This is a genomic window from Rosenbergiella sp. YN46 (assembly GCF_036620675.1).
Taxonomy (GTDB): Bacteria; Pseudomonadota; Gammaproteobacteria; order Enterobacterales; family Enterobacteriaceae; genus Jejubacter.
In genome coordinates this window covers 1-26,378 of sequence record NZ_JAZHEE010000012.1, presented here as the reverse complement: position 1 = coordinate 26,378, position 26,378 = coordinate 1, and the positions used below count along the sequence as shown (strand labels likewise).

26 protein-coding genes and 1 tRNA gene are annotated in these 26,378 nt (G+C 53.5%); 17 read left to right on the top strand and 10 right to left on the bottom strand.

Annotated elements, in window-relative coordinates; all coding sequences use genetic code 11:
* Positions 1-67 precede the first annotated feature (67 nt).
* From V3W49_RS11045 to yejF, 9 genes are all read left to right on the top strand, one after another.
* The gene (locus V3W49_RS11045; protein ID WP_500145445.1) at positions 68-1,090 is read left to right on the top strand and encodes a CobW family GTP-binding protein; all 1,023 of its coding nucleotides are present in this window, start codon (positions 68-70) and stop codon (positions 1,088-1,090) included.
* Between the two features lie 42 nt (positions 1,091-1,132).
* Positions 1,133-1,852, top strand: coding sequence for a phosphatase PAP2 family protein (locus tag V3W49_RS11040; RefSeq protein ID WP_500145444.1), 720 nt, complete (start codon positions 1,133-1,135; stop codon positions 1,850-1,852).
* Between the two features lie 402 nt (positions 1,853-2,254).
* Positions 2,255-2,821, top strand: coding sequence for a bifunctional murein DD-endopeptidase/murein LD-carboxypeptidase (mepS, locus tag V3W49_RS11035; RefSeq protein WP_500145443.1), 567 nt, complete (start codon positions 2,255-2,257; stop codon positions 2,819-2,821).
* A gap of 225 nt (positions 2,822-3,046) precedes the next feature.
* A complete protein-coding gene (pdeN, locus tag V3W49_RS11030) occupies positions 3,047-4,618 on the top strand; it encodes a cyclic di-3',5'-guanosine monophosphate phosphodiesterase PdeN (protein WP_500145441.1) in 1,572 nt (523 codons plus the stop codon).
* The gene (locus tag V3W49_RS11025) at positions 4,597-4,728 is read left to right on the top strand and encodes a hypothetical protein (RefSeq protein ID WP_500145439.1); all 132 of its coding nucleotides are present in this window, start codon (positions 4,597-4,599) and stop codon (positions 4,726-4,728) included. The genes pdeN and V3W49_RS11025 overlap by 22 nt, the downstream gene beginning before the upstream one ends.
* 17 nt (positions 4,729-4,745) lie before the next feature.
* Positions 4,746-6,551, top strand: coding sequence for an extracellular solute-binding protein (locus V3W49_RS11020; RefSeq protein ID WP_500145438.1), 1,806 nt, complete (start codon positions 4,746-4,748; stop codon positions 6,549-6,551).
* Between the two features lie 8 nt (positions 6,552-6,559).
* A complete protein-coding gene (locus V3W49_RS11015) occupies positions 6,560-7,657 on the top strand; it encodes a microcin C ABC transporter permease YejB (RefSeq protein ID WP_500145437.1) in 1,098 nt (365 codons plus the stop codon).
* Complete coding sequence (locus tag V3W49_RS11010; protein WP_500145436.1) at positions 7,654-8,679, top strand: microcin C ABC transporter permease; 1,026 nt, start codon at positions 7,654-7,656, stop codon at positions 8,677-8,679. Before V3W49_RS11015 ends, V3W49_RS11010 begins: the two co-directional genes overlap by 4 nt.
* Positions 8,680-8,681: 2 nt before the next feature.
* Positions 8,682-10,262 carry a microcin C ABC transporter ATP-binding protein YejF gene (gene yejF / locus V3W49_RS11005; protein WP_500145435.1) on the top strand — a complete coding sequence of 527 codons (1,581 nt, stop codon included), beginning with the start codon at positions 8,682-8,684 and terminating at the stop codon, positions 10,260-10,262.
* Between the two features lie 7 nt (positions 10,263-10,269).
* Here the strand turns inward: yejF and V3W49_RS11000 are convergent, their stop codons facing one another.
* The 3 genes from V3W49_RS11000 to rsuA all read right to left on the bottom strand — a co-directional run bounded on the left by V3W49_RS11000 (position 10,270) and on the right by rsuA (position 12,878).
* Complete coding sequence (locus tag V3W49_RS11000) at positions 10,270-10,620, bottom strand: YejG family protein (protein WP_500145433.1); 351 nt, start codon at positions 10,618-10,620, stop codon at positions 10,270-10,272.
* A 349-nt stretch (positions 10,621-10,969) separates the two neighbouring features.
* Positions 10,970-12,154, bottom strand: a complete 1,185-nt coding sequence (locus tag V3W49_RS10995; RefSeq protein ID WP_500145431.1) for a Bcr/CflA family multidrug efflux MFS transporter — start codon at positions 12,152-12,154, stop codon at positions 10,970-10,972.
* A gap of 16 nt (positions 12,155-12,170) precedes the next feature.
* The gene (gene rsuA, locus V3W49_RS10990; RefSeq protein WP_500145430.1) at positions 12,171-12,878 is read right to left on the bottom strand and encodes a 16S rRNA pseudouridine(516) synthase RsuA; all 708 of its coding nucleotides are present in this window, start codon (positions 12,876-12,878) and stop codon (positions 12,171-12,173) included.
* Between the two features lie 173 nt (positions 12,879-13,051).
* On the opposite strand from rsuA, the gene radD reads away from it, so the two are divergent.
* A complete protein-coding gene (gene radD / locus V3W49_RS10985; protein WP_500145429.1) occupies positions 13,052-14,806 on the top strand; it encodes a DNA repair helicase RadD in 1,755 nt (584 codons plus the stop codon).
* Positions 14,807-14,820: 14 nt separating this feature from the next.
* Here radD and leuE read toward each other — a convergent pair whose 3' ends face one another.
* The gene (gene leuE / locus V3W49_RS10980; protein WP_500145428.1) at positions 14,821-15,465 is read right to left on the bottom strand and encodes a leucine efflux protein LeuE; all 645 of its coding nucleotides are present in this window, start codon (positions 15,463-15,465) and stop codon (positions 14,821-14,823) included.
* A gap of 241 nt (positions 15,466-15,706) precedes the next feature.
* On the opposite strand from leuE, the gene rplY reads away from it, so the two are divergent.
* Positions 15,707-15,991, top strand: a complete 285-nt coding sequence (gene rplY, locus V3W49_RS10975; RefSeq protein ID WP_500145426.1) for a 50S ribosomal protein L25 — start codon at positions 15,707-15,709, stop codon at positions 15,989-15,991.
* Positions 15,992-16,050: 59 nt separating this feature from the next.
* Here rplY and yejK read toward each other — a convergent pair whose 3' ends face one another.
* Complete coding sequence (gene yejK, locus V3W49_RS10970) at positions 16,051-17,055, bottom strand: nucleoid-associated protein YejK (RefSeq protein WP_500145425.1); 1,005 nt, start codon at positions 17,053-17,055, stop codon at positions 16,051-16,053.
* Between the two features lie 206 nt (positions 17,056-17,261).
* On the opposite strand from yejK, the gene V3W49_RS10965 reads away from it, so the two are divergent.
* The 5 genes from V3W49_RS10965 to V3W49_RS10945 all read left to right on the top strand — a co-directional run bounded on the left by V3W49_RS10965 (position 17,262) and on the right by V3W49_RS10945 (position 20,797).
* On the top strand, positions 17,262-17,489 hold the full coding sequence (locus V3W49_RS10965; protein ID WP_500145423.1) for a YejL family protein: 228 nt from the start codon (positions 17,262-17,264) through the stop codon (positions 17,487-17,489).
* Between the two features lie 19 nt (positions 17,490-17,508).
* Positions 17,509-19,275, top strand: coding sequence for an LPS biosynthesis-modulating metalloenzyme YejM (gene yejM, locus V3W49_RS10960; protein ID WP_500145422.1), 1,767 nt, complete (start codon positions 17,509-17,511; stop codon positions 19,273-19,275).
* A gap of 77 nt (positions 19,276-19,352) precedes the next feature.
* A tRNA-Pro gene (locus V3W49_RS10955) sits at positions 19,353-19,429 on the top strand.
* Between the two features lie 313 nt (positions 19,430-19,742).
* On the top strand, positions 19,743-20,219 hold the full coding sequence (locus V3W49_RS10950) for an Hcp family type VI secretion system effector (RefSeq protein ID WP_500145421.1): 477 nt from the start codon (positions 19,743-19,745) through the stop codon (positions 20,217-20,219).
* Positions 20,216-20,797 carry a glycoside hydrolase family 19 protein gene (locus tag V3W49_RS10945; RefSeq protein ID WP_500145419.1) on the top strand — a complete coding sequence of 194 codons (582 nt, stop codon included), beginning with the start codon at positions 20,216-20,218 and terminating at the stop codon, positions 20,795-20,797. The genes V3W49_RS10950 and V3W49_RS10945 overlap by 4 nt, the downstream gene beginning before the upstream one ends.
* Before the next feature lie 31 nt (positions 20,798-20,828).
* Here V3W49_RS10945 and V3W49_RS10940 read toward each other — a convergent pair whose 3' ends face one another.
* The 5 genes from V3W49_RS10940 to V3W49_RS10920 form a co-directional block, all read right to left on the bottom strand.
* Positions 20,829-21,356, bottom strand: a complete 528-nt coding sequence (locus V3W49_RS10940) for a hypothetical protein (protein WP_500145418.1) — start codon at positions 21,354-21,356, stop codon at positions 20,829-20,831.
* Between the two features lie 61 nt (positions 21,357-21,417).
* Positions 21,418-22,062: a hypothetical protein gene (locus tag V3W49_RS10935; protein ID WP_500145417.1), complete on the bottom strand. Its 645-nt coding sequence runs from the start codon at positions 22,060-22,062 to the stop codon at positions 21,418-21,420.
* Between the two features lie 301 nt (positions 22,063-22,363).
* A complete protein-coding gene (locus V3W49_RS10930; protein WP_500145416.1) occupies positions 22,364-22,801 on the bottom strand; it encodes a lipocalin-like domain-containing protein in 438 nt (145 codons plus the stop codon).
* Positions 22,802-22,849: 48 nt separating this feature from the next.
* Positions 22,850-23,377, bottom strand: a complete 528-nt coding sequence (locus V3W49_RS10925; protein WP_500145415.1) for a cupin domain-containing protein — start codon at positions 23,375-23,377, stop codon at positions 22,850-22,852.
* A gap of 387 nt (positions 23,378-23,764) precedes the next feature.
* On the bottom strand, positions 23,765-24,712 hold the full coding sequence (locus V3W49_RS10920) for an amidohydrolase family protein (RefSeq protein ID WP_500145414.1): 948 nt from the start codon (positions 24,710-24,712) through the stop codon (positions 23,765-23,767).
* Positions 24,713-24,827: 115 nt separating this feature from the next.
* Here V3W49_RS10920 and V3W49_RS10915 point away from each other — a divergent pair, with 115 nt between their 5' ends.
* Positions 24,828-25,715, top strand: coding sequence for a LysR family transcriptional regulator (locus V3W49_RS10915; protein WP_500145413.1), 888 nt, complete (start codon positions 24,828-24,830; stop codon positions 25,713-25,715).
* Positions 25,716-26,378 lie beyond the last annotated feature (663 nt).

Genomic DNA, 26,378 nt, shown 5'->3' with positions numbered 1-26,378 from the left:
TTTTTCGCCAGGATAGTACGGTTCCTTCGCGGCGCTGCCGCAACATCACTATTATCCCGGAGCACCTGTGACAAAAACCAATCTGATTACCGGCTTTCTTGGCAGCGGTAAGACCACCACCATCACTCACCTGCTGGCCCACAAGCCTGAAAATGAGAAGTGGGCGGTGCTGGTAAATGAATTTGGCGAGATAGGTATTGACGGCGCGCTGCTGGCCGATAGCGGCGCGCTGCTGAAAGAGATTCCCGGCGGCTGTATGTGCTGCGTCAACGGTCTGCCCATGCAGGTGGGACTCAATACTCTGCTGCGCCAGGGGAGACCCGATCGCCTGCTGATCGAACCCACCGGGCTGGGGCATCCGAAACAGATCCTGGATATGCTGAGCGCCGACGTTTACCAACCGTGGATCGATCTGCGCGCTACTCTGACGCTGCTCGATCCGCGCCAGCTGCTGGAGCCCCGCCTGCAAAACGACGAAAACTTCCGCGACCAGTTGGCCGCCGCCGACATTATCATTGCCAATAAGGCTGACAGGCAGGATCGGGAGAGCCGCGCGGCGCTGGAGGAATGGCTGAGTCGCAATCAGGATGAGCGCAAAGTCGTTACCGTAAGCCAGGGCCAGATCGATCCCGCCCTGCTGGAAGAGCCGCGCCGCAATCTGCGGGCATTGCCCACAAGCGCCGGTCACAGCCATTCTCATTCCGCTTCCCGGGGACTGGCGGCCCTGAGTCTGGCGTCTCATCAACGCTGGCGCCGCAGCCTGAACAGCGGCCAGGGCCACCACGCCTGCGGCTGGATCTTCGACCCGGAAACATGCTTCGATACCATCGGCCTGCTGGAATGGGCGCGCCTGGCGCCGGTAGAGCGTGTTAAAGGCGTTATGCGCATCCCCGAAGGTCTGGTGCGCATCAATCGCCAGGGTCAGGATTTCCATATCGAAACCCAGAATGTGGCTCCGCCGGACAGCCGTATCGAGATCATTCACAGTGAAGAATGCGACTGGAATCGACTTCAACAGGATTTGTTGAAGCTTCGTTTACCCGACGAGGGTCAGAGCGCCGCCACCGTTGACGATTCGTTTACCGGTTAACGGTTAGCGTGTTTCCCACCAGCGTTTACTGGTGGGAAACCTATGACTCGTTCTGATTACACTCACATTCTGTTACTGAACGCGCTGGGACTGGCGCTGTTCTTTTCGTGGTATCTGCCAGCGAACCACGGATTCTGGTTTGCGATAGATTCCGGTATTTTTCATTTCTTTAACGCCGGGCTGGTTAACAGCCGCGCTTTTCTGTGGCTGGTAGCCATCACTAACAACCGGGCTTTCGATCTCTGCTCGCTGCTGTGTATGGGTCTGCTGATGCTAAGCTACTGGTGGGGAAGCTCCGCCCGCGAGCGGCGTTGGATATTTATTATGGGTCTGACTATGCTGCTGACCGCCGTCGTGCTGAACCAGCTAGGGCAGCGTATTCCGGTAGAGCGCCCGAGTCCGACACTGACCTTTGAAAACGCACATCGCGTCCGTGACCTGCTGCCGGTTTCCACTAAAGACGCCTCGCGTGACAGCTTCCCTGGTGACCACGGAATGATGCTGCTGATCTTCGCTGGCTTTATGCTGCGCTATTTCGGACGCCGGGCCTTCACCGTCGCGCTGATCATTGTGGTGCTCTTCTCGCTGCCGCGTATGATGAGCGGTGCTCACTGGTTTACCGACGTTTTTGTCGGTTCATTATCGGTTGTACTGGTGGGACTGCCCTGGTGCCTGATGACCCCATTAAGCGATCGGATTATTCTCTGGTTTGACCGTCATCTTCCCGGCAAATATAAACAAACAAGCAACATTTCAGACTAATTAATTCAACACAACCTTCATAAATTGCCGGGAATAATTCCCGGCAATTTCTCTGAGTTATTTGATCTCATCGCTAACACTTTTTCTTTTTGTTCATAAAACCACCACAACACCTTTTTTTTAACCGCCAGGCTCTTGTAAAATTCGCTAACATTTACAGGCTATCCATCACAAAACTTATCGTAAAACAGACGTAAAAGCCCTCGCCAACCGGCGATTGATCGGGTAATCTTTCTCTCGTTTTATCGCCGGGTTTTTGGGTACCCTGAATAATAAAACGTGCGCCATGCCACAGTTTTATTATTCCAGATTTGTCTCATTCCCGTTCGATACTTATTCTCGTCACGTTTGGCATTTTCATAACGACGTTGTCGTTAAGGACATCAAGGGATCAAAAACACAATGGTCACATCTCAGCCGATTTTGAGATATATTCTGCGGGCTATCCCCGCAGTCGCGGTGGCAGCCGTGCTCTCGGCCTGTAGCTCCACCAATACTGCTAACACTATGCACACACCTTCACCCAGCAGCGGTAATAACGGATTCTTACTCCAGACTTCTCAGGACGAATTCGAAAGCATGGTGCACAACCTGGATATTAAATCCCGTTTAATGGATCAATACGCCAGCTGGAAAGGGGTTCGTTACCGACTGGGCGGCGATACCAAAAGAGGCGTTGACTGCTCCGCATTTGTACAACGCACATTCCGCGAACAGTTTGGTCTTGAACTTCCCCGCTCCACCTCACAACAAAGAAGCAGTGGCACTCCCGTTTCCCGCAGTAAATTGCGCACCGGCGATCTGGTTCTGTTCCGTGCAGGTTCCACTGGACGTCACATCGGCATCTATATTGGTAATAACCAGTTTGTTCACGCATCCACCAGCAGCGGCGTCATGATTTCTAATCTCGATGAGCCGTACTGGAACAAGCGTTATAACCAGGCAAGACGGGTTTTAACCCGCAGTTAAGATTATTTCAGTCCCTTGATACCTTCTCAGGGAAAGAGAAAGAAAAAGCGCTGCCGGGCAGCGTTTTTTTTATGGTTACACTATGATTATCATTACCTGAAAAAACCATTTAGTAGCAAAATACTACGGATGCTTTTATTAACTTACGTGACTATCTTCACATATAAAAGCATGCTTTCCTTTTAGTCTGTGGCTAAAACAACGTCGCATAGACAGACATTTAATTTGGTCTCTAACGTGCCCGGCAGAAAAATATTCGACCATTACCTCTCAACGCCCAGAAGAATCGCTGCATTAAGCCTTCTCATTGGACTATTATGCGCCATTTTTGCAGGCTGCTTTACCGCAAGCTGGCTGTATCATAAACGTCAGGCCAGCTACGACGTTCTGATCCAGGATATTCGCGGCTATATGGACGCCTTTTTTGGCGAACTGAGCGCCACGGCACAGGCCATTCAGCCTCTGACCATGACGGACTGCGGTCATGTCGTCTCGCAGCTCACCTCCCATGCCGCCTTCAACGTTAACGTACGCGCTTTCTTACTGGTAAAGGATGGCGCCGCCTACTGCTCTTCCGCCACCGGCCACATGGATTTACCGCTTCAACAGCTGGCGCCGAATATCAACATTAATAAGGCGGTGGATCTGGCGATTATGGAAGGCACGCCCATGCTGCCTAACAAACCTGCCATTGCGGCCTGGTATCGCAACCCGCTGGTACCGGATCGTGGCATATTCACAACCCTGAATGTCAACCTGACCCCCTATCTGCTCTATACCGAGCGCCAGAGGGACGTCAACGGTATCGCGCTGGTGATTGGTGATAAAGCGCTGACCACCTTTTCGCCGCGGGTGATTGCGGTAGATCAACTGTGGAGCCACCCGACCCGGATTACCAATATCAAGGGATTCCCGATGTCGCTGTGGCTGTATGGCGATCTCCTGACCACCGAGGATATCCAGCTCAGCCTGCTGGCCGGACTGGTGCTGGGCCTGGGAAGCGGGCTTCTGTGTAGCCTGATACTGATGACGCGGTTGCGTAACGGACGGGAAATCCCGACCGCCATACGCCGCAACCAATTCCATATCGTCTGGCAACCGGTTGTTACGGCACCAGGAATGGAATTCACCGGCGTTGAGGTATTGATGCGCTGGGATCATCCCAGCGCCGGCCCTATCTCTCCGGATGTCTTCATCGCCTGGGCCGAAGCTCGTCAATTGATTGTACCGCTAACCCGCCATCTGTTTACGTTAATCGCCAGGGATGCGCCGCGCCTGAGCCAGATACTGCCGGTCGGCAGTAAGCTCGGCATTAATCTGGCCCCCAGTCACCTGCACGCACCGGAATTTAAGCAGGATATCCGCGATCTGGTGGCCGCCCTGCCGGCGAACCATTTCCAGCTGGTTTTTGAAATCACTGAGCGCGATATGCTGAATGAAAATGTGGCCTGCGACGTTTTTAACTGGCTGCATCAGCAGGGCTTTGAAATCGCAGTGGATGACTTCGGTACCGGCCACAGCGCCCTTATCTACCTGGAGCGTTTTAAACTCGACTATCTGAAGATCGACCGGGGTTTCGTTAGCAGTATCGGTATGGAAACGGTGACAACGCCAGTGCTTGACGCCGTTATCACCCTGGCAAAACGCCTGAATATGGCCACCGTCGCCGAAGGCGTTGAAACTCAGGAGCAGGCCCGCTGGCTGGTGGAACAGGGGGTTAATTATCTGCAGGGCTATCTGTTCAGTCCCCCACTCCCCATCGAGGAGCTTATCGAATGGCAGAAGCGGCAGGATTAATTTCACAATCGCGCCTCAGTCACTTATTATCAAGCCACTGGTTTTTCCGTGGTTCTTATCGCCGTTCGCCTCAGGAAGAGACTATTTCGGCGATGCATTTTCCTTTATAACAGGATTGCTGACGACGATGTTTGTGCGCATATTCGTCCTGCTGCTTGGCCTGATAAGCGGTTCCGTCATGGCGCAGGAAATTCACGAAAGCTACGCGTTTTCCGTACTCGGAGAGCCTAAATACGCCGTCGATTTTAATCACTTCGATTACGTTAACCCCGCAGCGCCCAAAGGCGGCAATATCACTCTGTCGGCTATTGGCACATTTGATAACTTCAACCGTTATGCGCTACGCGGCAACGCGAGTATCCGCACCGGTGAACTGTATGACGCGCTGTTTGCCACCTCCGATGACGAACCGGGCAGCTACTACCCGTTGGTCGCCGAAAAGGCTCGCTATCCGGCTGACTACGCCTGGAGCGAAGTCAGCATTAATCCCCGCGCCCGATTCCACGACGGCAGTCCCATTACCGCCAAAGATGTGGAATATACCTTCCATAAGTTTATGACCGAAGGGGTGCCCCAGTTTCGTATCTACTATAAGGGCGTGAAGGTTAAGGCAATCTCCCGACTAACCGTTCGTATCGAACTGCCGAAGCCCAGTAAGGACACCATGCTGAGCCTGTTCACCCTGCCGGTGATGCCGGAAAAATTCTGGCGCCATCACAATCTGGGTGAACCGCTCCCCAGACCGCCGCTCTCCAGCGGGCCTTATCGCATCAGCGCCTGGCGTATGGGGCAGTACGTTATCTTTAGCCGGGTGAAAGATTACTGGGCCGCCGACCTGCCGGTTAACCGTGGCCGCTGGAATTTCGATACTATCCGTTATGACTACTACCTGGATGACAATGTCGCCTTCGAAGCCTTTAAGGCCGGGGCCTTCGATTTTCGCGAAGAGCCCAGCCCGAAAAACTGGGCGACCCGCTACGTAGGAAAAAACTTCACCAATAACCATATCGTGCGCGAAGAGCAGAATAACAACTCCGCCCAGAATGCCCGCTGGCTGGCCTTTAATATCAAACGCCCGATATTTGCCGATCGCCGGGTGCGCGAAGCCATTACTCTGGCCTTCGACTTCGAATGGATGAACAAGGCGCTGTTTTACGGCGCGTACAGCCGTACCAACAGCTATTTCCAGAACACCGACTATGCGGCCCGCAATTACCCTCAGGCTGACGAACTGACGATACTGGCGCCATTTAAAAAATCGCTGCCGCCCGAGGTATTTAGCCAGGTCTATCAACCGCCGGTCTCCCGGGGGAACGGTTTCGACCGCGATAACCTTCTGAAAGCCCTGGCGCTGCTGAAGGCCGCCGGTTGGGAGTTAAAATCCGGCAAGCTGGTTAACGCCAAAACCGGCAAGCCCTTCATTTTTGAACTGTTGCTGCCTGGCGGGGGCAATAATCAGTGGGCGCTGCCCTTTAGCCACAATCTGGAACGGCTGGGCATTAAAATGAACGTCCGCCAGGTGGATAACTCCCAGCTCACCAACCGTCTGCGCAGCCGCGACTTCGATATGATGCCGACGGTATACCGCGCCATGACGTATCCCAGTTCCGATCTCCAGATCCTCTGGGATTCCGCCTTTATCGACTCCACCTGGAATACTCCGGGCGTTCAGGATCCGGTGGTGGACAAGCTGATTAGCCAGATAATTGCCCATCAGGGCGACGAGAAGAGGCTGCTGCCGCTGGGGCGAGCGCTGGACCGGGTGCTGACGTGGAATTTCTATATGCTGCCCATGTGGTATATGGCTACCGACCGCCTTGCTTACTGGGATAAATTCTCCCATCCGGAGATTCGCCCGCGTTACTCGTTGGGTTTCGATACCTGGTGGTATGACATCAACAAAGCCGCACGCCTGCCGGCGGAACGACGCTAAGGAATATAATGAGCGCCTATCTTATCCGTCGACTACTGCTGGTGATCCCCACCCTGTGGGCCATCATCACGCTGAATTTCTTCATCGTTCAGGTCGCTCCCGGCGGGCCGGTCGACCAGGCTATCGCCGCCATTCAGTTTGGTCAGTCCCCCGGCATGCCCGGCGTCACCGCTGGCGGAGAAGGCGCCAGCCATGCCCATACTGGTATCGCCCGACCGGGGGAAAGCCAGTACCGGGGGGGACGCGGTCTGGATCCGGAAGTGATCGAGGAGATAACCAAACGCTACGGCTTCGATAAACCGATACACGAGCGTTACTTCAAAATGCTCAGGGACTATCTGAGTTTCGACTTCGGCAACAGCCTGTTCCGTAGCGCCTCCGTGGTGCATCTGATCAAAGAGAGCCTGCCGGTTTCCATCTCGCTGGGACTGTGGAGCACCCTGATTATCTATCTGGTGTCGATTCCGCTGGGGATCCGTAAAGCGGTCAGTAACGGCAGCCGCTTCGATATCTGGAGTAGTGCGGCGATCATCGTTGGCTACGCCGTGCCGTCGTTCCTGTTCGCTATTTTGCTGATCGTCTTCTTCGCCGGCGGCAGCTGGCTGGATATCTTCCCGCTGCGCGGACTGGTCAGCGCTAACTTCGATACTCTGCCCTGGTACCAGAAGATTACCGACTATCTGTGGCACATCACGCTGCCGGTGCTGGCTACCGTTATCGGCGGATTCGCTTCACTGACCATGCTGACCAAAAATGCGTTCCTCGACGAAATTCGTAAGCAGTACGTAGTGACCGCCCGGGCTAAAGGGCTGGATGAAAAGCGCATTCTGACCCGTCACGTTTTCCGAAACGCGATGCTGCTGGTCATGGCCGGTTTTCCGGCGGCCTTTATCAGCATGTTTTTCACCGGTTCGCTTCTGATAGAGGTGATGTTCTCGCTTAACGGCCTGGGGCTCCTGGGCTATGAAGCCACCGTTTCCCGCGATTATCCGGTGATGTTCGGCACCCTGTATATCTTCACTCTGGTAGGCCTGTTGCTGAACATCCTCAGCGACCTGACCTACACCCTGGTCGATCCGCGCATTGATTTCGAGGGGCGTTCATGAGCCGTCTTAGTCCCGTTAACCAGGCGCGCTGGTCGCGCTTTCGTCAAAACCGCCGCGGCTACTGGTCGCTGTGGATTTTCGTGGTGATTTTCGTACTCAGCCTGTTTTCCGAACTGATCGCCAACGATCGTCCACTGGCGGTGCATTATCAGGGCAACTGGTACTTCCCTGTGGTAAGCGACTATCGCGAAAGCGACTTCGGCGGACCGCTGCCCACCCGCGCGGATTACCAGGATCCCTGGCTGCGCCAGAAGCTGGAATCTCAGGGCTGGGTGCTGTGGGCGCCAATCCGCTTTGGCGCCACCAGTATCAACTTCGCCACCGACCAGCCCTTCCCTTCGCCGCCGGCGCCGGGTAACTGGTTGGGTACCGATGCCAACGGCGGCGACGTGCTGGCGCGTATCCTCTACGGCACCCGTATTTCGATTCTGTTCGGCCTGATGCTCACCCTGTGCGCCAGCGTTATCGGCATTCTTGTGGGGGCGCTCCAGGGGTATTACGGGGGGCGCGTCGATCTGTGGGGACAGCGGGTAATTGAAGTCTGGTCCGGCATGCCGACCCTGTTTCTGATTATTCTGCTGTCAAGCGTGGTGCAGCCCAACTTCTGGTGGCTGCTGGGCATTACCACCCTGTTCGGCTGGATGAGTCTGGTGGGCGTGGTACGCGCCGAATTCCTGCGCACCCGCAACTTCGACTACATTCGCGCCGCCCAGGCGATGGGCGTTAGCGACGGCGCTATTATCCTGCGTCATATGCTGCCTAACGCCATGGTGGCTACCCTGACATTTTTGCCGTTTATCCTGAGCGGCTCAATTACCACCCTGGCCTCGCTCGACTTTCTGGGCTTTGGTCTGCCGCTGGGCTCGCCGTCCCTTGGCGAACTGCTGCTGCAGGGCAAGAATAATCTCCAGGCGCCCTGGCTGGGGATCGCCGCCTTTCTGTCGCTGGCGATTCTGCTGTCGCTGTTAATCTTTATTTTCGAAGCCGTACGCGACGCCTTCGATCCATCCCGGGGACGATAACCATGACCACGCCGCTCCTGTCGATAGACCAGCTTTCCATCGCCTTTGACCAACAGAAGGTGGTGGAGGATCTGTCGCTGAAAATCGAAGCGGGCCAGACTCTGGCGCTGGTGGGCGAGTCCGGTTCGGGAAAGAGCGTGACCGCCCTTTCGGTGCTGCGTCTGCTGCCTACGCCGCCCGTCAGCTACCCTTCCGGTGAGATCTTTTTCCACGGTCAGCCGCTACTGCGCGCGCCGGAAAGGACGCTGCGCGCTCTTCGCGGCAACCGTATTGCCATGATATTCCAGGAGCCCATGGTATCGCTAAACCCGTTGCACAACGTGGAAAAACAGCTCTATGAAGTGCTGTCGCTGCACCGGGGTATGCGGCGAGAGCCGGCGCGCGCTGAAATTATTACCTGCCTGGAGCGGGTGGGGATCCGCAACCCAGGGCAGCGACTCAACGATTTTCCGCATCAGCTTTCCGGCGGCGAGCGCCAGCGCGTGATGATCGCCATGGCGTTGCTGACTCACCCTGAACTGCTGATCGCCGACGAGCCCACCACTGCGCTGGACGTTACGGTTCAGGCTCAGATCCTCTCGCTGCTGCGCGAGCTGCAAAAAGAATTGAATATGGGCATGCTGTTTATTACCCATAACCTGAATCTGGTGCAACGATTGGCGGATGACGTTACCGTCATGCGCCGCGGCCGCTGCGTGGAGCACAATACCATGCGCCAACTTTTCGCCTCTCCCGGCCACGACTATACCCGCATGCTGCTGGCGGCGGAGCCTTCCGGGGAGCCCGAAGCGTTTGACTCGCAGCAGGCGCCGCTGTTACAGGTAGAGAACCTGGCAGTGGCTTTCCCTGTCCGGCGCGGCATTCTCAAACGAACCGTGGGTCACCACTATGGTATTCGTCACCTGAGCTTTACGCTGCGACCGGGTGAGAGCATCGGCCTTGTCGGCGAATCCGGCTCCGGTAAGAGCACCACGGGACTTGCGCTGCTGCGCCTGATCCATTCCAGCGGCACGATTCTGTTCGATGGCCAGCCTCTGCACCAGTGGAATCGTAAACAGATGCTGCCAGTACGCCGCCGCATTCAGGTGGTATTCCAGGATCCCAATTCATCGCTGAACCCTCGCCTGACGGTGCAGCAGATTATCGAAGAGGGACTAAAAGTTCACCATCCCCAGTTGAACGCGGCGGAACGCGAAGCGCGCACCATCACCACGATGCAAGAGGTCGGGCTGGATCCAGAGACCCGGTATCGCTATCCGTCGGAGTTTTCCGGCGGCCAGCGCCAGCGTATCGCCATCGCCCGCGCCCTGATTCTGCAACCAGAGCTGGTTATCCTGGATGAACCGACATCCTCGCTGGACAGAACCGTGCAGGCGCAGATCCTGGCGCTGTTAAAAAACCTTCAGCGTAAACACCGGCTGGCTTATCTGTTTATCAGTCACGATCTGCAGGTGGTGCGCGCGCTCTGCCATCAGGTAGTGGTGCTGTGGCAGGGAGAGGTCGTGGAGCAGGGAGAGTGTCAGAAGGTGTTTAGCGCGCCAGAAACGGAATATACCCGTCAGCTACTACTGGCGCCCGACTGAGACTATCTTAGAAGGGCGCGGCGGCGGAAAATGGCTCGGCGATAGCTACGCCGCAGTTTTTCAGGCGGCAGGTGGTGGCGTATTCATCCTGACAGCGCACAAACAGGCAGGGCTCCCCTTCGCACTCCAGAATCGAACTTTCGACGTCGATATCGCTCAGAGCCAGGCTCAGGTTACGCATAACCGACCACGCCTTGTCGCCGTTCGGACTCAGGAGCTTAAGGCCTACCAGGCTGTTGTCTTCGCACAGGCCGTTTGGCGTGGGCGGAATCGGTTCAACACTTGAACCTGCTAAACCCGCGGCCCAGCGATAGCTGTTGGGCAAGCGATGGACGATGGAAAGCTGTAGTGTATTCAAACTGAAGTCCCCGGAAGTACTCATATTGATATAATTATTGCACAAAGGTTAACATAATGTTGTTTAACATTACATCAACCAGAGTCCCCTCTCCCTCTTTCATCGCACTGAATAACCGCTAAGTCACAGCCGCTGCGGGGGATGTTTATGTGACGGGAACCCATAATTTTGCGCTATATGTACCCTTTTATGGGAGCTAACTCAACTTTTTTTACTACAAAGATGTGACTTTTCTTATCCCATAACGTTACAAACGCTAAACAACTATATCAGCTTTACCGGTAACTTTGTTGATATGGATTAAGAAACAGGGCGCCGTCCGGCGCCCTGAAGCAAGTCGGCCCCGCGATTAGCGGCGACTGGCGTAGCGATAGAAGAGAATCGACAGGGTGGCGCACAGCGCCATTGAACAGATCATCGGCCAGGCGGAACGAAAACTCACCATAGCCAGCAATGCGCCGGTAATAGCGCCGATGCCAAAGCGGAAGGTACCCGCCAGCGAAGACGCGGTTCCTGCCATATGGGGAAACTCGTCGAGTATCACCGCCATTGCGTTGGACGACACCAGCGACACACAGCTGATAAACGCCGCCACGCCCAGCACCATCGCCCAGAAGCCCACGCCCGCAAGCTGCGTCGCCACCAGCCACAGCGCCATGGCAAACTGAACGAACAGGCCGAAGCGGAACATATTCACCGCCCCCGCCCTGCGCACGAAACGGCTGTTAATGGTGGTCATAACAATCAAAAACAGGATGTTAAGCGCAAAATAATAGCCGAAATGCTGGGCCGGAACCTGATTCAGTTCGATATAAACAAATGGCCCGGCACTCAGAAACGAAAACATCCCCGCAAAGCTAAAGCCGCTGGCCAGCATATAGCTCAGTGCCCGCTTGTGGCGAAACAGCGTGGCAAAATTCCCCAGCGTGGTGCGAATGTGAAACTTCTGACGCCGCTCCCGCGGTAGCGTTTCATCGATCAGAAACAGGATCATCAGCGACGCCAGCAGCGCCGCGGCGGCCAGGATCCAGAAGATCGCATGCCAGTTAAACCACACCAGCACCGCGCCGCCCATCATTGGGGCCAGCAGCGGCGCGACTGTGGTTACCAGCATCATAAAAGACATCATGCGCGAAAACTCATCCCGGGAGTATGTGTCACGCATCAGGGCGTTAATCACCACGCTGGCGGAGGCGGCAGCCAGACCGTGCAGAAAACGCATACCGATCAGCATGCCGATAGTCTGCGACAGCGCGCAGGCCACCGCCGCAGCAGCGAAAAACAGCGTTCCTCCCAGAATCACCGGTTTACGCCCCAGACTGTCGGACATCGGCCCATAAAGCAACTGACCGATGGCGAACCCCAGGATATAAGTGCTGAGGGTCATCTGCGCGCTGCCTCCAGGCACGCCGAACTCCCGGGCGATGCCGGGCAGCGCAGGCAGATACATATCGATCGACAGCGGCATTAACATGGCCAGCAGGCCGAGGATAAAAACGATCCCCAGTGAGGAGTTTTTCCCGGTGTTGGTCACTGATGTTCTCCTGAATTTAACGCGGCGGTAATCCGACGCTGGCGATTTCTTCTGCGGTCAGAGGACGATATTCCCCCGGCGCCAGATCGGGGTCGAGCGTAATAGCGCCGATACGCTCCCGGTGCAGCGCCACGACGTGATTACCCACGGCGGCGAACATCCGCTTCACCTGGTGGTAGCGTCCTTCGCTAATGGTCAACAGCACTTCGGTAGGGGTAATCACTTCCAGCTGCGCCGGTCGGGTCGGCGCTTTCTCGCCGTTAAGCTGTACGCCTTCGGCAAACTGGTGGGCGATATCTTCCGCCAGCGGCGATTCAAGCTGTACCCGGTAGGTCTTATCGCAGTGGTGGCGCGGCGAGGTAATACGGTGCGACCACTGGCCGTCATCCGTCATCAGCACCAGCCCTGTGGTATCGATATCCAGCCGTCCGGCGGCGTGCAGCTCATGGGCCACCGGCTCATCCAGGAAATAAAGAATCGTCGGATGATCGGGATCTTCGGTGGCGCAGACATAGCCCTGGGGTTTGTTCAACATGAAATAACGCGGGCCACTCTGCTGAACGAGCGGATTGCCATCAAAGGCTACCTGATGCTCCGGCTGAAGCTTAAAGGCGCCGTCTCTGACCACATTGCCGTCAACGGTGACCCGCTGGGCGCGAAGTTCTCGCCCCGCAATGGCGCGGCTGACGCCCAACTGCCGGGAGATAAATTTATCAAGTCGCATGAAATTATTATGCCTGTCTGTTGCAGATACCGGCCGCAGCGGCGCGGATACAAGAAATGGTAAATCAGTGGGTCAGTATAGCGATCTCGCGCCTTCGGTAAAAGCGCAGGAAAACCCCATTTTGACGCGGTGTTATGGCATAATACCGCGATGTTTCACCCAATGCCTGCGCTATGTCTTTTCGTTTACGCCCCTATCAGCAGGAGGCGGTCGCCGCCACGCTGAAGCACTTCCGCCATCATGACGCTCCCGCCGCTATCGTGCTGCCCACCGGGGCCGGTAAGAGTCTGGTTATCGCCGAGCTGGCGCGGCTGGCTCGCGGCCGGGTACTGGTACTGGCCCATGTCAAAGAGCTGGTGGCCCAGAATCACGCCAAATATTGCGCTCTGGGGCTGGAAGCTGACATCTACGCCGCCGGACTGCAGCGTAAAGAAAGTCAGGGAAAGGTGGTGTTCGGCAGCGTTCAGTCGGTGGCCCGTAACCCTGACCATTTCAGCGCAGAATTTTCCCTGCTGATTATCGACGAATGCCATCGCATTAGCGATGACGAGAAGAGTCAGTATCAGCAAATTATCAGTCATCTGAAAAATGCCAATCCGCGCCTGCGCCTGCTGGGCCTGACCGCCACCCCTTACCGTCTGGGTAAAGGCTGGATCTATCAGTTCCACTACCACGGTATGGTGCGCGGTGACGAAAAAGCGCTGTTTCGCGACTGCATCTATGAACTGCCGCTGCGCTATATGATAAAACACGGCTATCTGACGCCACCGGAGCGTCTGGATATGCCGGTGGTACAGTACGACTTCAGCCGCCTGCAGGCCAGGGAAAACGGGCTGTTCAGTGAAAGCGATCTCAACCGCGAGCTGAAAGATCAGCGACGAATTACGCCTCATATCATCAGCCAGATAGAAACGTTCGCAGCAAACCGCCGGGGCGTGATGATCTTTGCCGCCACGGTAGAACACGCCCGGGAAGTGACCGGGCTGCTGCCCGCCGATCGGGCTCGCCTGATTACCGGCGAAACCCCTGGCCCTGAACGCGACCAGCTTATCGACGCCTTTAAGCGCCAGCAGTTTCGCTATCTGGTGAACGTTTCGGTGCTGACCACCGGCTTCGATGCTCCCCATGTCGATCTGATAGCCATTCTGCGCCCTACCGAGTCGGTTAGCCTCTATCAGCAGATAGTGGGTCGCGGCCTGCGGCTGTTTCCCGGAAAAGAGAATTGCCTGATCCTCGACTATGCCGGGAATCCGCACGATCTCTACGCCCCGGAAGTGGGCACACCGCGTAAGCAAAGCGATAACGTCCCGGTGCAGGTTTTTTGCCCCGACTGCGGCTTCGCCAACATCTTCTGGGGCAAAACCGCTGCCGATGGCACCCTCATCGAACACTTCGGGCGCCGCTGCCAGGGCTGGTTCGAAGACGACGATGGCCAACGCGAGCAGTGCAGCTACCGCTTTCGCTTTAAGCAGTGCCCCAACTGTAATGCTGAAAATGATATCGCCGCCCGGCGCTGCCATGAGTGCGGCCAGGTACTGGTGGATCCCGACGATATGCTAAAGGCGGCGCTAAAGCTAAAAGACGCGCTGGTGCTGCGCTGTAGCGGCATGGTCCTGGCACAGGGCAGCGACGCCAAAGGCCCCTGGCTGAAAGTGACTTATTACGATGAGGACGGCGCCGAGGTGAGCGAACGCTTCCGGGTAAGCTCCCGGGCTCAGCGCACCGCCTTTGAATTACTGTTTATCCGCCCCCACAGCCGCACACCCGGCGTCCCCCTCCCCTGGATGACGCTGGATGACGTAGTGGCACAGCAGCGAACGCTGCGCCACCCTGACTTCGTCGTCGCTCGCAAAAAAGGCGCCTGGTGGCAGGTTCGGGAAAAGGTTTTCGACTATCAGGGCCGCTTCCGACGCGCTAACGAACTCTAACGCTGAATCCGCGATCAGGATTGCAGACTGGCCAGCCGCGCCGCGAAACCGACAAACAGCATACCGGTCAGGGCGTTGCCCAGCTTAACCAACCGGGTACGGGTACGCACATAGCGGGTAACAAAGGCGCCGGAGAAGATCAGAAAGCTCAGATAAGTAAAGCTTATCAGCTCCAGGACGCAGGCCAGAATAAAGAAGGCCATACCCGGATGCGCAGCCTTAACGTCGATAAACTGCACGAAGAAAGAGACGTAGAACAGAATCGCCTTGGGGTTGGTCATGCTCAACACCAGCGAACGGCGCAGAATCGCACGGCCCGGCACCGCATCATGCCCCGACGCCTGCCCTTTCCCTTTGTTAATAAAGGTGGCGTACAGCATCTTGCCCCCCAGGTACAGCAGATAAATCGCCCCCAGGTAGCGCACCACGCTAAACAGCACCGGCGTGGTCTTAATCAGGGTCGCCACCCCCGCGTAAGCCATAAACATCAGCACCGCATCGCCGGTAAAGACGCCGCTGGCCGCCAGGTAGCCTTTCTTCACGCCATGGGCCACGCTGGTTTTCAGGACGAACAGAGTGTTCGGCCCCGGCACCAGCACAATAAATACCGCCCCAAAGAAATAGGTCCAGAAATTCAAAACCCCAAACTCAGCAAACACTTACTTTACTCCGAATCCCTCCGCGCCAGCGGAGCCATCATACTCGTCAATTATTGCGCGCAGATGCTACTCCAGATACCGGATAGTTTAAAGTTGCCGGCATGCTTTTTCCCGCAGCGCCGGTTTCCGTTGCCGCGCAAGCCTCTTGCCGCTATAATGCAGCCCGCTCTGCAGCCGCAGGGCAGAACATTCGCCTGTTGCTGGGTCGCCTGTAACAGGATTTATATATAGAGAGACATCAATGTTTACTATCAACGCAGAAGTACGTAAAGAGCAGGGTAAGGGTGCGAGCCGCCGCCTGCGCGCAGCTAACAAGTTCCCGGCAATCATCTACGGCGGCTCAGCCTCCCCGGTAGCTATCGAGCTGGATCACGACCAGGTTATCAACACTCAGAAGAACGAAGCGTTCTACACTGAAGTACTGACCGTGGTTGTTGACGGTAAAGAAGAGAAAGTCAAAGTTCAGGCTGTACAGCGTCACCCGTTCAAGCCGAAACTGACTCACATCGACTTCCTGCGCGCGTAATCGCCGGGTCGCCGAAAAGGAAAACGCCGCATAATGCGGCGTTTTTTTATGCCCGGGATTCAGCCCCCGGAAGTGCGACGCTGTAACTGGTCGCGCAGGTTCGGCGGCGTCCCTTTTATGGTCAGGGTATCGGTCGCCGGATCCCAGAAAATGCGTTCCCCCAGCAGCATGGCGTCGAAGTTAATGGTCAGGCCACCGCCGCTACCGGCGAATTTGGTGAGCTGACGCAGCGTGCTGCGATCCGCCGGGAAGCTCTCTTCCAGTTCGTATCCCTGCTCGGCGGTAAATTCCTGAAAGCTCTTTTCACCGAAGTTCGGCAATTCCTGAGAAAGGGAAGAAAGTTCGATCTCTTCTCCGGCCTGCAGCTGTTCGCTGCAATAGCTGTATACCTGCTGACGCACGTTCTGGCGCTCGCTCTTATCCAGCTGCGCCTCTGCGGTATAGTCGTCCACCGCCTGTAGCAGGCCGCGATTCTGAGCTTTGGCATCCAGACCGGCGCTGGCCCCCAGGAAATCCATAAAAAAGTCGGCAACCTTGCGCCCTACCCGCCCTTTCAGGAAAGTGAGATAGCGGGTGGATTCCGGATTGGTTTCCCACTCGGTCAGGTCGATACGCGCCACGATATCGGCATGATTGATGTCCAGATAGTGCGTGGTGCTGAGATCGAGCTGCTCGTTCACCCGCATGCTGCTCAGGTTGTTCAGTACCGCCACCATCAGGTACTCCACCGCCAGATAGCGATACTGGCAGAACAGGACAATACCGCCATCGGCGAACGGATATTTCGCCAGCTCGTCGCGCAGCCGGCCGGTCGCCGCACGGCTGAAGCCCAGAAAATCCTCTTCGCCCTTGCGACACAAACGCAGCGCATCCGCCAGTTCGCTCTCTTCGCTGAACAGACCATAGGCTTTGCTTTTAGCGCTATAGACCCGGTGCAGTTCCGCCATCATCTCTTCCACCGCCGGGCTTTCCTGCAGCAGGCTGTCCCTGAGAACCAGCTCCAGCGTCTGCTCATCGCGTTTAATCAACTGGTGCAAGGCTATCTGGTCGATATCCAGACTCATGTTAAACTCTCCTGATATGGCTGTATTGCGCCATTATACATGAGCGCCGCTGGCGATCATTGCCACAGGCCCACCAACGGCGCATAAAGGCGCCGGGTATTCAGCCACGATTGGCCGCTGGCTGCAACCGTGATAAAAAAGCAGAAAAAGCCCGACGTCTACGGTAAGATGCTCCCTTTCCGGAAACATACTGATAACTGATTTTTATGCCGCAAACATCCCGCTATAGTGACGAACGCGTTGAAGCGCTGCTCAGCGAACTGGTTGAGGTGCTTGAGAAACATCATGCGCCGACCGATCTCTCCCTGATGGTTCTGGGGAATATGGTCACCAACCTGATTAACAGCAGTGTGGCACCAAACCAGCGGCGTGTTCTGGCCCGCTCCTTCGCCGAGGCGCTGAACGCCTCTATTCGCGAAGATAAAGCTCATTAAGGAATAATGTTAACGAGTTATGGTGACTAACCGTCAGCGCTACCGCGAAAAAGTCTCCCAGATGATTAGCTGGGGGCACTGGTTTGCTCTGTTCAATATTCTGGTGGCAATCCTGCTCGGTAGCCGGTATCTGCTGGCCGCTGACTGGCCGGGTACGCTGACCGGTCGCCTGTACTCGTGGTTCAGCCTGGCGGGGCACTTTAGCTTTCTGGTGTTCGCCGCCTACCTGCTGATTCTGTTTCCGCTCACCTTTGTGGTGATGTCGCAGCGCCTGATGCGCTTTCTGTCGGTGGCTTTCGCCACGGCGGGAATGACGCTATTGCTGATCGACAGCGAAGTCTTTACCCGCTTTCATTTGCACCTGAATCCCGTGGTCTGGGAGCTGGTGATTAATCCCGACCAGGGCGAGATGGCCCGCGACTGGCAACTGATGTTTATCGGTGTGCCGGTGATACTGCTTGTCGAGATGCTGTTCGCCACCTGGAGCTGGCAAAAGCTGCGTAGCCTTAGCCGTCGTCGTAATCGCTACGGTAAGCCGCTGGCCACGCTGTTTTGCATCTCCTTCTTCGCCAGTCATCTGATGTATATCTGGGCCGATGCCAATTTTTATCGCCCGATCACCATGCAGCGAGCCAATCTGCCCCTCTCTTATCCAATGACGGCCCGCCGTTTCCTTGAGAAACACGGTCTGCTGGATGCCCAGGAGTATGAGCGTCGCCTGGTGGAACAGGGGAATCCGGAAGCGGCGGCAGTTCAGTATCCGCTCGGCCCGCTAAGCTACCGGGATATGGGCGCCGGCCATAACGTTCTGCTGATTACGGTAGACGGGCTGAATTATTCCGACTTTGAGAAAACCATGCCGCAGCTGGCGGAATTCGCCCGCCAGAATGTGAACTTTACTCAGCATATGAGCCCCGGCAACAATGCCGATGGCGGTATATTCGGGTTGTTCTACGGCATCACGCCCGCCTATATGGACGGCGTGCTCTCTTCCCGTACGCCGGCCGCCTTGATCAGCGCGCTCAATCAGCAGGGCTATCAGTTGGGCCTGTTCGCCTCCGACGGTTTCGGTAATCCGCTGTATCGCCAGGCGCTGCTTTCCGACTTCTCGCTGCCGCCCGCCCACAATCAGCCGGACTCGCAGACCGCCAGCCAGTGGATTAACTGGTTGGGCAAGTATGCCAACGAGGATAACCGCTGGTTCTCATGGATCTCGTTTAACGGCACCCGTGTCGATGAACAGAGCAATCAGCAAAACTTCACGCGTCGCTATACTCAGGCCGCGCGCAATGTAGACGGTCAGATTGGCCGCGTGCTGGATGCGCTACAGCGCAGCGGCAAGCTGAATAACACCGTGGTCATTATTACCGGTAGCCACGGCGTGCCGCTGGATAAGCAGCGCGACAGCTTCGGCTGGTCCCGCGCCCGGATTCAGGTGCCGATGGTTATCCACTGGCCCGGCACCCCTGCCCAGCAGGTCACGCGTCTGACCGACCATCGGGATCTGATGACAACCCTGATGCAGCGTCTGCTGCACGTGCGGACACCGGCCTGGGAATACTCACAGGGCGAAGATCTCTTTGCCGCTAATCGCAGCAATAACTGGGTTGTGGGTGCCGACAGCAATACGTTATCCATTACCACGCCGGAGATGACGCTGGTGCTGGATAACAACGGTAATTACAAAGTCTGGAACCGCAAAGGAGAAGAGCTGAAGCAGGAGCGACCGCAGTTGAGTCTGCTGCTGCAGGTGCTGACCGATGAAAAACGCTTTATTGCTAACTGATTGATTATTTATAACTCACTCAGACGGTCAGCCCCTTGCATTCAGCGAATAAAACGGTAGTATTAGCCCCACTGAATCGGCACGTAGCGCAGTCTGGTAGCGCACTGTCATGGGGTGTCAGGGGTCGGAGGTTCAAATCCTCTCGTGCCGACCAAAATTCCCAGGAAAAAGCAGCCTCTTATGGCTGCTTTTTTCTTTTACATCGTTTTAACATGGTGAAACGATGGTGAAACCCTGTCACGTGAAAGCCTGCAACTTCCTCCATAATCCATCCTCTTTAACATCTGTCATTCATTTCTTTGAATGAAAATTCTGATTATTACCCACTAAAAATCAATGGTTGTTAGCTGCTATTAATCCTCTGGTACGTCTTTGAGTGAACCTGAATACCCACTTTTTTCTTGCTAACAGAATGATGTTTTGTGTAATTTAAAACCTTAATAACAACATGGATAAAGAGGTTAACTATGGCAATTCCGGCTTATATGTGGCTTAAAGATGATGGCGGCGCGGATATCAAAGGCTCCGTTGATGTGATAGACAGAGATGGCAGTATCGAAATCATTAGTTTCGGACATTCCCTAAGAATTCCCACCGATGACGCTACCGGAAAACTAACGGGAACCCGTATTCATGGTGCAATGAATCTGGAAAAGGTGTTTGATTCGTCCTCTCCCTATCTCTATAAGGCGGTCGCAACCGGTCAGCGCCTGCATTCCGCCGAAATCAGATGGTATAAAATTAACGACGCCGGGCAGGAAGTCGAATATTTTAATATGCTGCTGGAGGGGGTAAAGGTGGTTTCGGTTTCTCCTTCAATGGTAAACGAAGACAAGACTAACCATGTTGAACATGTGTCATTACGCTATGAAAAAATCACATGGAAATATTGTGATGGTAATGTGCAGTTTACCGACTCATGGAGCGAGAGAACAACAGCATGATTACAGTAACCCCTCAATTACTAATGGGCATCTCATTGCCATACAGAAGTAACAGGGGAAGAGCAGTCGCACAACAAGCCAATTTTCACGCGCTTCCCTTTCATATTAATCATTGGTTTTCTGTTTATGAGATTAATAAAAACAAACTTCGGGTTGCGCATTTCCTCGCACAAGCATGCTGTGAAACTGGCTACTTCTTATGGTTGACAGAGCGCCCCGCTAAAGGTGGACTCGAATATGAACCAACAACAAATGCAGGTAGGCGGGTTGGTAATAAGTTTCCAGGGGATGGGCCAAAATACATAGGGCGAGGATTGTTACATCTGACCGGCAGAGAAAATTATCGCCGTTATGGTGATCAAATCCATCAGGATTTAGAGGGTAATCCCGAGATAGTGGCTAAAGATTTATCATTAGCTGTAAGAACGTCCTGCATGTTCTGGAAAAGTCGTGGATTGAATTTCCTGGCTGATGCAGACAACTTTGACGAAATATGCCACAGGGTAAATGGAGGGATAAACGGAAAGCCTGAGCGCCGCAGAGCACTTAACAAAGCAAAGCAGTTACTGAACATATAATAACATCCCGCATATTATGCGGGATGTTTAATTAAAACACATCGGTAACAATAAAAACACGTCCGATATCAGAACATTCATATGACAGATTGTCACCTCCGATTGCAGATGGAATTGCATACCTTTCTGATATAGCTATAATACCATTGCTGCTTTTTATCTCATAGAATTGATTATATACTTTCTTATTCATATATCGTTCATAAAGCATGCCGCCAGGTTTGATATCTTCCGGATGTTTCTTGTCATAGCTAAACATGACCAGTTTTTCCAGAACATCTTTTTGTTTCATTTCTTCAGATGCCAGTCTTTTGACTAAGAAACTCAGTGATTTATTTCCCACATCAAATGAGTTTATATATTTATCTTGCTTTTCTATTCTGGCTTTATCGCTCTTAGGGATATCACCCAACCCGGAAATTAACGCTGTATGAACCACAGAAATAATTTCGTCTTTTCCATCGCCTTGTGAACAATCCGGCCCTGTATAAACCGGCTCAGTCCCGTGCACTACTCCAGACAGGGCCAACAATGCACACAGCAAAATCCTTTTTTTCATACAAAATCCTCTTCATCATAAAGGGTATGTTGACATGATAGCGTAACAGCAGTACCGCTATCTATCCAAAATAATCCACCGCTGGCAGCGTCCCTTTCTTCCCCTTCTCCCCTTTCTGCGAAATATCCGTTGCCAGGTCAATTTCCAGCGTAAAACCGCTTTCAGACATCGAAAATTGCAGGCTCTCTGTCAGCCAGTTGTGATCTTCCCTGACCCCAAACCCCTGCGTTGTGATCCGACTCTCTGCCGTCAGTTTCACCAGCTCTGGCACCACCGGCATGGTCAGTGACATTTTTCGCCCGGATTTTTCCACCCGCTTCACCTTCGCGGCGGCGTTCTGCTGCGCATGGCTCTGATCCGGTTGGGTGTGGGGATGTATCTTGTCCGTGCCGTCGTGCTCCACTTCGTGGCTTTTAATCTCGCCGCTGGCCGGGTCGAAATAGTTAACCGTCACCTTACCTTTCTTTTTCGCCGTAGACTGCGCCCCGTCCCGCTTCCTTTCTGAATAGTTCCACCGGGATACCATCTCAGGCGTGATCGTAACTTCAACCATTTCGCGACCCGATACCGTCTGGCCGGCGCCATACTCCAGGAATAACCAGAATCCGTTGGTTGGCTTGCTCACCGCGCCATAGAGCGCCGCCAGCCGGGACAGCAGCGCCGCGTCAGATTCAGCGTGCTGGATAAGATGTAAGAAATTGCCCACAAAAACAACTCCCAATCTTAGGACTACCGGTTGCCTGCGCTACCTGAAATGTACAGCCTGGCGCAGGCTTCCAACTATACAGCTGTTTCAGGCATGCACTGTATATATACCCTTGCAGATACAGAACCTTTTCCCTGCCGGGAATTATATCTTTCCGAGCGGAGTACGGGGCAACTGTTGTGATCGGACGCCATGGAAACATTACTTAATGGAAAGCGCTTCCGGGCTGAGAAAAAGCTAAGCTGATGTAATCTGACAGATACCTGTATAAATAACCGGTAACTGTCAGATCGGGTCTGAATTAATACTCTTCATGAGCGTTTAGCACTTTCCGCCACGAAAGTTTAGCACCATCAATTTCAGAAATAATATCTAGTGTGGATAAGTCTTCACTCATGTTCACAAAACGTCTTTGGGAATTACCAATCAATCCAGGGTTTAAGCTCAGAATAATATCATGAGTTACTGTGTTATCTGCTACATTTACGGTATACCTGGCAACATAAGAAATATAACCACGTGCAGATTCAGCTAACACTTTGTCATTGCCATCAAATAAGCTCTTACCGTCGTATTTTTCCCGACCCGGCTTCATAATCTGCGCAGTAACATAACCGCTTTTATTATAAATAAGAAACCCCTGGGCGTGTTCACCGAAGGGAAATACTAAATTACCAAAATTATCTTTTAACTGATAACTTGTTAATTGCCAGGTTCCTATAACATCTTCTGCTTTCATGTGTAATCCTATCTTTCGCATTAATCATTATACAAAATCAATCGCTGTTTATCGTTGCTTACCCGCCATCAACACAAATAGCATTAAAGTTGAATGCGCTGAGTTATTTACCCATGCATGATTGACACCACGCATGATCACGATATCGCCTTGCCTGACTAAAGTTTCACTGGTATCAGTCAGTAGCGTGATTTCCCCTCGAAGCACAACACCATAGTCCACCGTATCCGTTGTGTGGAATTGAGGCGATGATACGCCACTCTGCTTGATGAGATCTTCATTAGGAATAAATTCTGTTAAACGCAATATACTTCCGTGAGGAGTGGGCTCTAAAGAAAAGCTATATTCACTATCTTCAGAAAAATCATCAACATAATCATTTGGAAACGTATTTGTTTTCCAGACATCCGTTGTCACAAACTCGGGTATATCATTCATTGCGACGGTTGTTTTGACAATATCATCGGAGGTTATTAAGGAACGACCATTTTTCTCACCCGTTACAATTCGCCGCACTTTAAATGCTTTGTCAGATGTTTTTATTTTACCCGTTTTGATGTTCGCTGTGTTGCTCATGGTTTTTAGCCTCTTAACAGGATTTCAATTTTATTAAAAATAATTATATACCCAATAAAGTTCAGAACGCGGATTTGAGCACCTATTGTTAAATCGAGTCGTCAGAAAGCCCGCTATTCCCGGTAGCATCTGGCCGAAAAATTCAAATATTGCATCCCTGAACGCCCTGCTATATAGCCGAGCGCAAGGCTAGATAAACCAGAAAAACAGCGTTGATACTCTCATGTCCCCTACCATCACGAGTGGAGTTATGAAAATGCTCCTTTTGTCGTTCAGTGGTAAATATCTTCGCAGGCGACAACACGATCCTCTGGCATGTCAAAATCATGCATCCTCAATGATTGCAGGCATATGCACAGACTTATGTCTGGCGCTAAATTTGTATGCCTATTCTATTTTCAGAAGCTTAGAAACATTTCCACTCGCTATTTTTAGCTGCTCTTCCTTGCTAACCGGTAACTTTTTCAGAAACTCCACCGCGGGCCGTATCGGATTAAACGGATAATCTACCGAGAAAATAATTCTGTCCGCACCAAATATCTCCAGCGCCAGCATAAAGGGAGGCAGCGTGGAATACCCACTGGTTGTGACATGTATATTACGGAAGAAATACTCACGAACCGGATACTTTAGCCCTGTGGCTCTCGGTTCCAGCCAGAATTTTATACGCTCCCAAAAGAATGGGATCAGCTCCCCCAGATGACCAATGATAATTTGCAAATTGGGATAGCGATCGAAGACACCGGAAACAATCATTCGAAGTACATGCAACCCAACTTCCCAGTGCCAGCCCGCCGTTGTTGACCCTAAGGTGAACCCCACCAGATCGCTGAATTCACCCTTATAATATATATCGCTTATCGCGGGTACCGGATAGGCAGGATGGAGATAGAGGGGAACATCCAGCGCCTGTGCCCTGGCCAGTAACGGTTCAAAAATCGGGTTATCGAGGAATTTTCCGTCAATTGTTCCGTTGATCATCGCGCCTTTAAACCCGTAATTCACCACAGTACGTTCCAGTTCTTCTGCAGCAATCCTGGCATCTGCCAGAGGTAGCGCCGCAAATGCGGCAAAACGCGTTGGGAAACGGGCTATCGCCTCGGCGACCTGATCGTTCGTTTCCCGTATATCAGCCAAAGGTGCCGTAGTGGCAGGAAACATGCCGTGTCCCAGTACCTGAATGTCAATCCCTTCTTTATCAAGGACGTCGATCCGTCCCTGGCCTATATTAGTCAAAACATCAATCGGGGCATCCTGACCAGGCTGGCCTTCTGCCGGATAGAAACCCGCGAATTTGCGGGAGATCCAGTGCTCTTCAATACCAATAATTTTCATAAATCCCTCAGGATTAGGAAACATGAAGCCATAGTAGTATTCTGCTCTGATACCGTCTAATTCGTAATATTACTCAGCCGATACCTTTTAGGTATCGAACGGAGATTCTTCTGTCATGAATTTACAGCACCTGCGATCCTTTCTTGTTCTGACGGAAGAGTTAAACTTCCACAGAGCAGCAAACCGGCTGAATATCACTCAACCCCCTCTCAGCAGAGCTATCATGCAGCTTGAAGAAAGTCTTGGCGCCAGGCTATTTCTTCGTCAGCCAAAAGGAATTGAATTAACCCCAGCCGGGCATGCGCTCCACGACTATGCAGTAACGATTCTTTCTCTTGCCGATATTGCCTCTGAACAGGTGTTAAGAACGGCGAGCGGCTACAGTGGCCGCCTTGATGTAGGGCTGTTCAACTTTGGTGGACTACAAAGCGTGCTTAAGATTCTGGAACGCTATCACCAGGCTTTTCCCTGCGTAAAAGTATGCCTGCACAATCTGTCCAAGCTGGAGCAGGTTTCCGCTCTACACAAAAGACAGCTAAATATCGGGTTCTGTCGTTTTCCCCTGGAGGCGCCTGATATTTTGATTGATTGGGTATCCAGAGAAGAGGTTTTTGTCGCGCTTCACGAGTCTCATCCTCTGTGCCACCTTCCTGAAATTAGCCTGGAAGATTTACAATCAGAACCGTTAATCCTTTACCCTAATGCCTCACCATACGGTCTACGCCACGAGATCTATGCCGCGTTTCGTAATAAGGGATTACGTCTGAAAATTGAGCATGAGGTCGACGATGTTATGAGCTGTATCACCCTGGTCGCGAGCCGGTTTGGCGTTGGTATCACGACGCATTCCGGAACCTATCTGCAGCTTCCCGGCGTAGTGTTTCGCAAGTTGCAAGATAGTGCATTAAATTCCGTCGAGCTGAATTGCATATATAGAAATGATGACCCCTCTCCCCTGCTGGCATCATTTCTGGAAGTGATTAGAGAATTGAGATCGGCGTAAGCAGAATATGTGAAGCCAACAGGAAGGGAAGCAGAACAATGCATTTTTCAGGGATACTGACATCTGCTTGCGCTAAAAAGTCTGAAACTATCACCCGACATCTGGATTCCCTACGTCAACAAGGTATTATGCGCAGCCCGGCTAACCAATATTCGCACTATCGGGCGCCGGGGCGGGGCTCTTGCATACGGCCCCGTTTTCTTTCCCTTCCCGCAAAGCGACCGTCCTTTCCCCTGTTTCCATTCAGACGCCCAACGCAAGAGGCGCAATAAAAAAGGTTCATCGCGGATTATCGTGAAGCTGAAGTTACCGACGGCTGCCCTGGCTTCTGGGTGATTATGTAGCGCAGGAGAAGGTTCCGCTTACCTGAAGGGTATTTTTATATGTCGGTTGCGGAACCGGTGAATCCACAGAGAAGCAGTGACGCAAAGTGAACGGAACAGCCCACCGCATCGCTATGTTCCGCCGTTTTTATTCTGAAACAGGGCGCCGGAGCCGCCTGTCACCCTCACCCCGGCCCTCTCCCGAAACGGGAGAGGGAGTTTCCCGCCAATGAACGGAACAGCCCGCCGCATCATTATATTCTGCCGTTTTTATTCTGAAACAGGGCGCCGGAGCCGCCTGTCACCCTCACCCCGGCCCTCTCCCGAAACGGGAGAGGGA

Excerpts from the sequence above, each read along its gene's own strand:
- V3W49_RS11020 (WP_500145438.1), top strand. The coding sequence starts at position 4,746 with ATGTTTGTGCGCATATTCGTCCTGCTGCTTGGCCTGATAAGCGGTTCC.
- V3W49_RS11040 (WP_500145444.1), top strand. The coding sequence starts at position 1,133 with ATGACTCGTTCTGATTACACTCACATTCTGTTACTGAACGCGCTGGGA.
- V3W49_RS11015 (WP_500145437.1), top strand. The coding sequence starts at position 6,560 with ATGAGCGCCTATCTTATCCGTCGACTACTGCTGGTGATCCCCACCCTG.
- mepS (WP_500145443.1), top strand. The coding sequence starts at position 2,255 with ATGGTCACATCTCAGCCGATTTTGAGATATATTCTGCGGGCTATCCCC.
- yejF (WP_500145435.1), top strand. The coding sequence starts at position 8,682 with ATGACCACGCCGCTCCTGTCGATAGACCAGCTTTCCATCGCCTTTGAC.
- rplY (WP_500145426.1), top strand. The coding sequence starts at position 15,707 with ATGTTTACTATCAACGCAGAAGTACGTAAAGAGCAGGGTAAGGGTGCG.
- radD (WP_500145429.1), top strand. The coding sequence starts at position 13,052 with ATGTCTTTTCGTTTACGCCCCTATCAGCAGGAGGCGGTCGCCGCCACG.
- V3W49_RS10920 (WP_500145414.1), bottom strand. The coding sequence starts at position 24,712 with ATGAAAATTATTGGTATTGAAGAGCACTGGATCTCCCGCAAATTCGCG.
- V3W49_RS10925 (WP_500145415.1), bottom strand. The coding sequence starts at position 23,377 with ATGAGCAACACAGCGAACATCAAAACGGGTAAAATAAAAACATCTGAC.
- yejM (WP_500145422.1), top strand. The coding sequence starts at position 17,509 with ATGGTGACTAACCGTCAGCGCTACCGCGAAAAAGTCTCCCAGATGATT.
- V3W49_RS10930 (WP_500145416.1), bottom strand. The coding sequence starts at position 22,801 with ATGAAAGCAGAAGATGTTATAGGAACCTGGCAATTAACAAGTTATCAG.
- V3W49_RS10940 (WP_500145418.1), bottom strand. The coding sequence starts at position 21,356 with ATGAAAAAAAGGATTTTGCTGTGTGCATTGTTGGCCCTGTCTGGAGTA.
- V3W49_RS11010 (WP_500145436.1), top strand. The coding sequence starts at position 7,654 with ATGAGCCGTCTTAGTCCCGTTAACCAGGCGCGCTGGTCGCGCTTTCGT.
- V3W49_RS10915 (WP_500145413.1), top strand. The coding sequence starts at position 24,828 with ATGAATTTACAGCACCTGCGATCCTTTCTTGTTCTGACGGAAGAGTTA.
- yejK (WP_500145425.1), bottom strand. The coding sequence starts at position 17,055 with ATGAGTCTGGATATCGACCAGATAGCCTTGCACCAGTTGATTAAACGC.
- rsuA (WP_500145430.1), bottom strand. The coding sequence starts at position 12,878 with ATGCGACTTGATAAATTTATCTCCCGGCAGTTGGGCGTCAGCCGCGCC.
- V3W49_RS11025 (WP_500145439.1), top strand. The coding sequence starts at position 4,597 with ATGGCAGAAGCGGCAGGATTAATTTCACAATCGCGCCTCAGTCACTTA.
- V3W49_RS10965 (WP_500145423.1), top strand. The coding sequence starts at position 17,262 with ATGCCGCAAACATCCCGCTATAGTGACGAACGCGTTGAAGCGCTGCTC.
- V3W49_RS10945 (WP_500145419.1), top strand. The coding sequence starts at position 20,216 with ATGATTACAGTAACCCCTCAATTACTAATGGGCATCTCATTGCCATAC.
- V3W49_RS10950 (WP_500145421.1), top strand. The coding sequence starts at position 19,743 with ATGGCAATTCCGGCTTATATGTGGCTTAAAGATGATGGCGGCGCGGAT.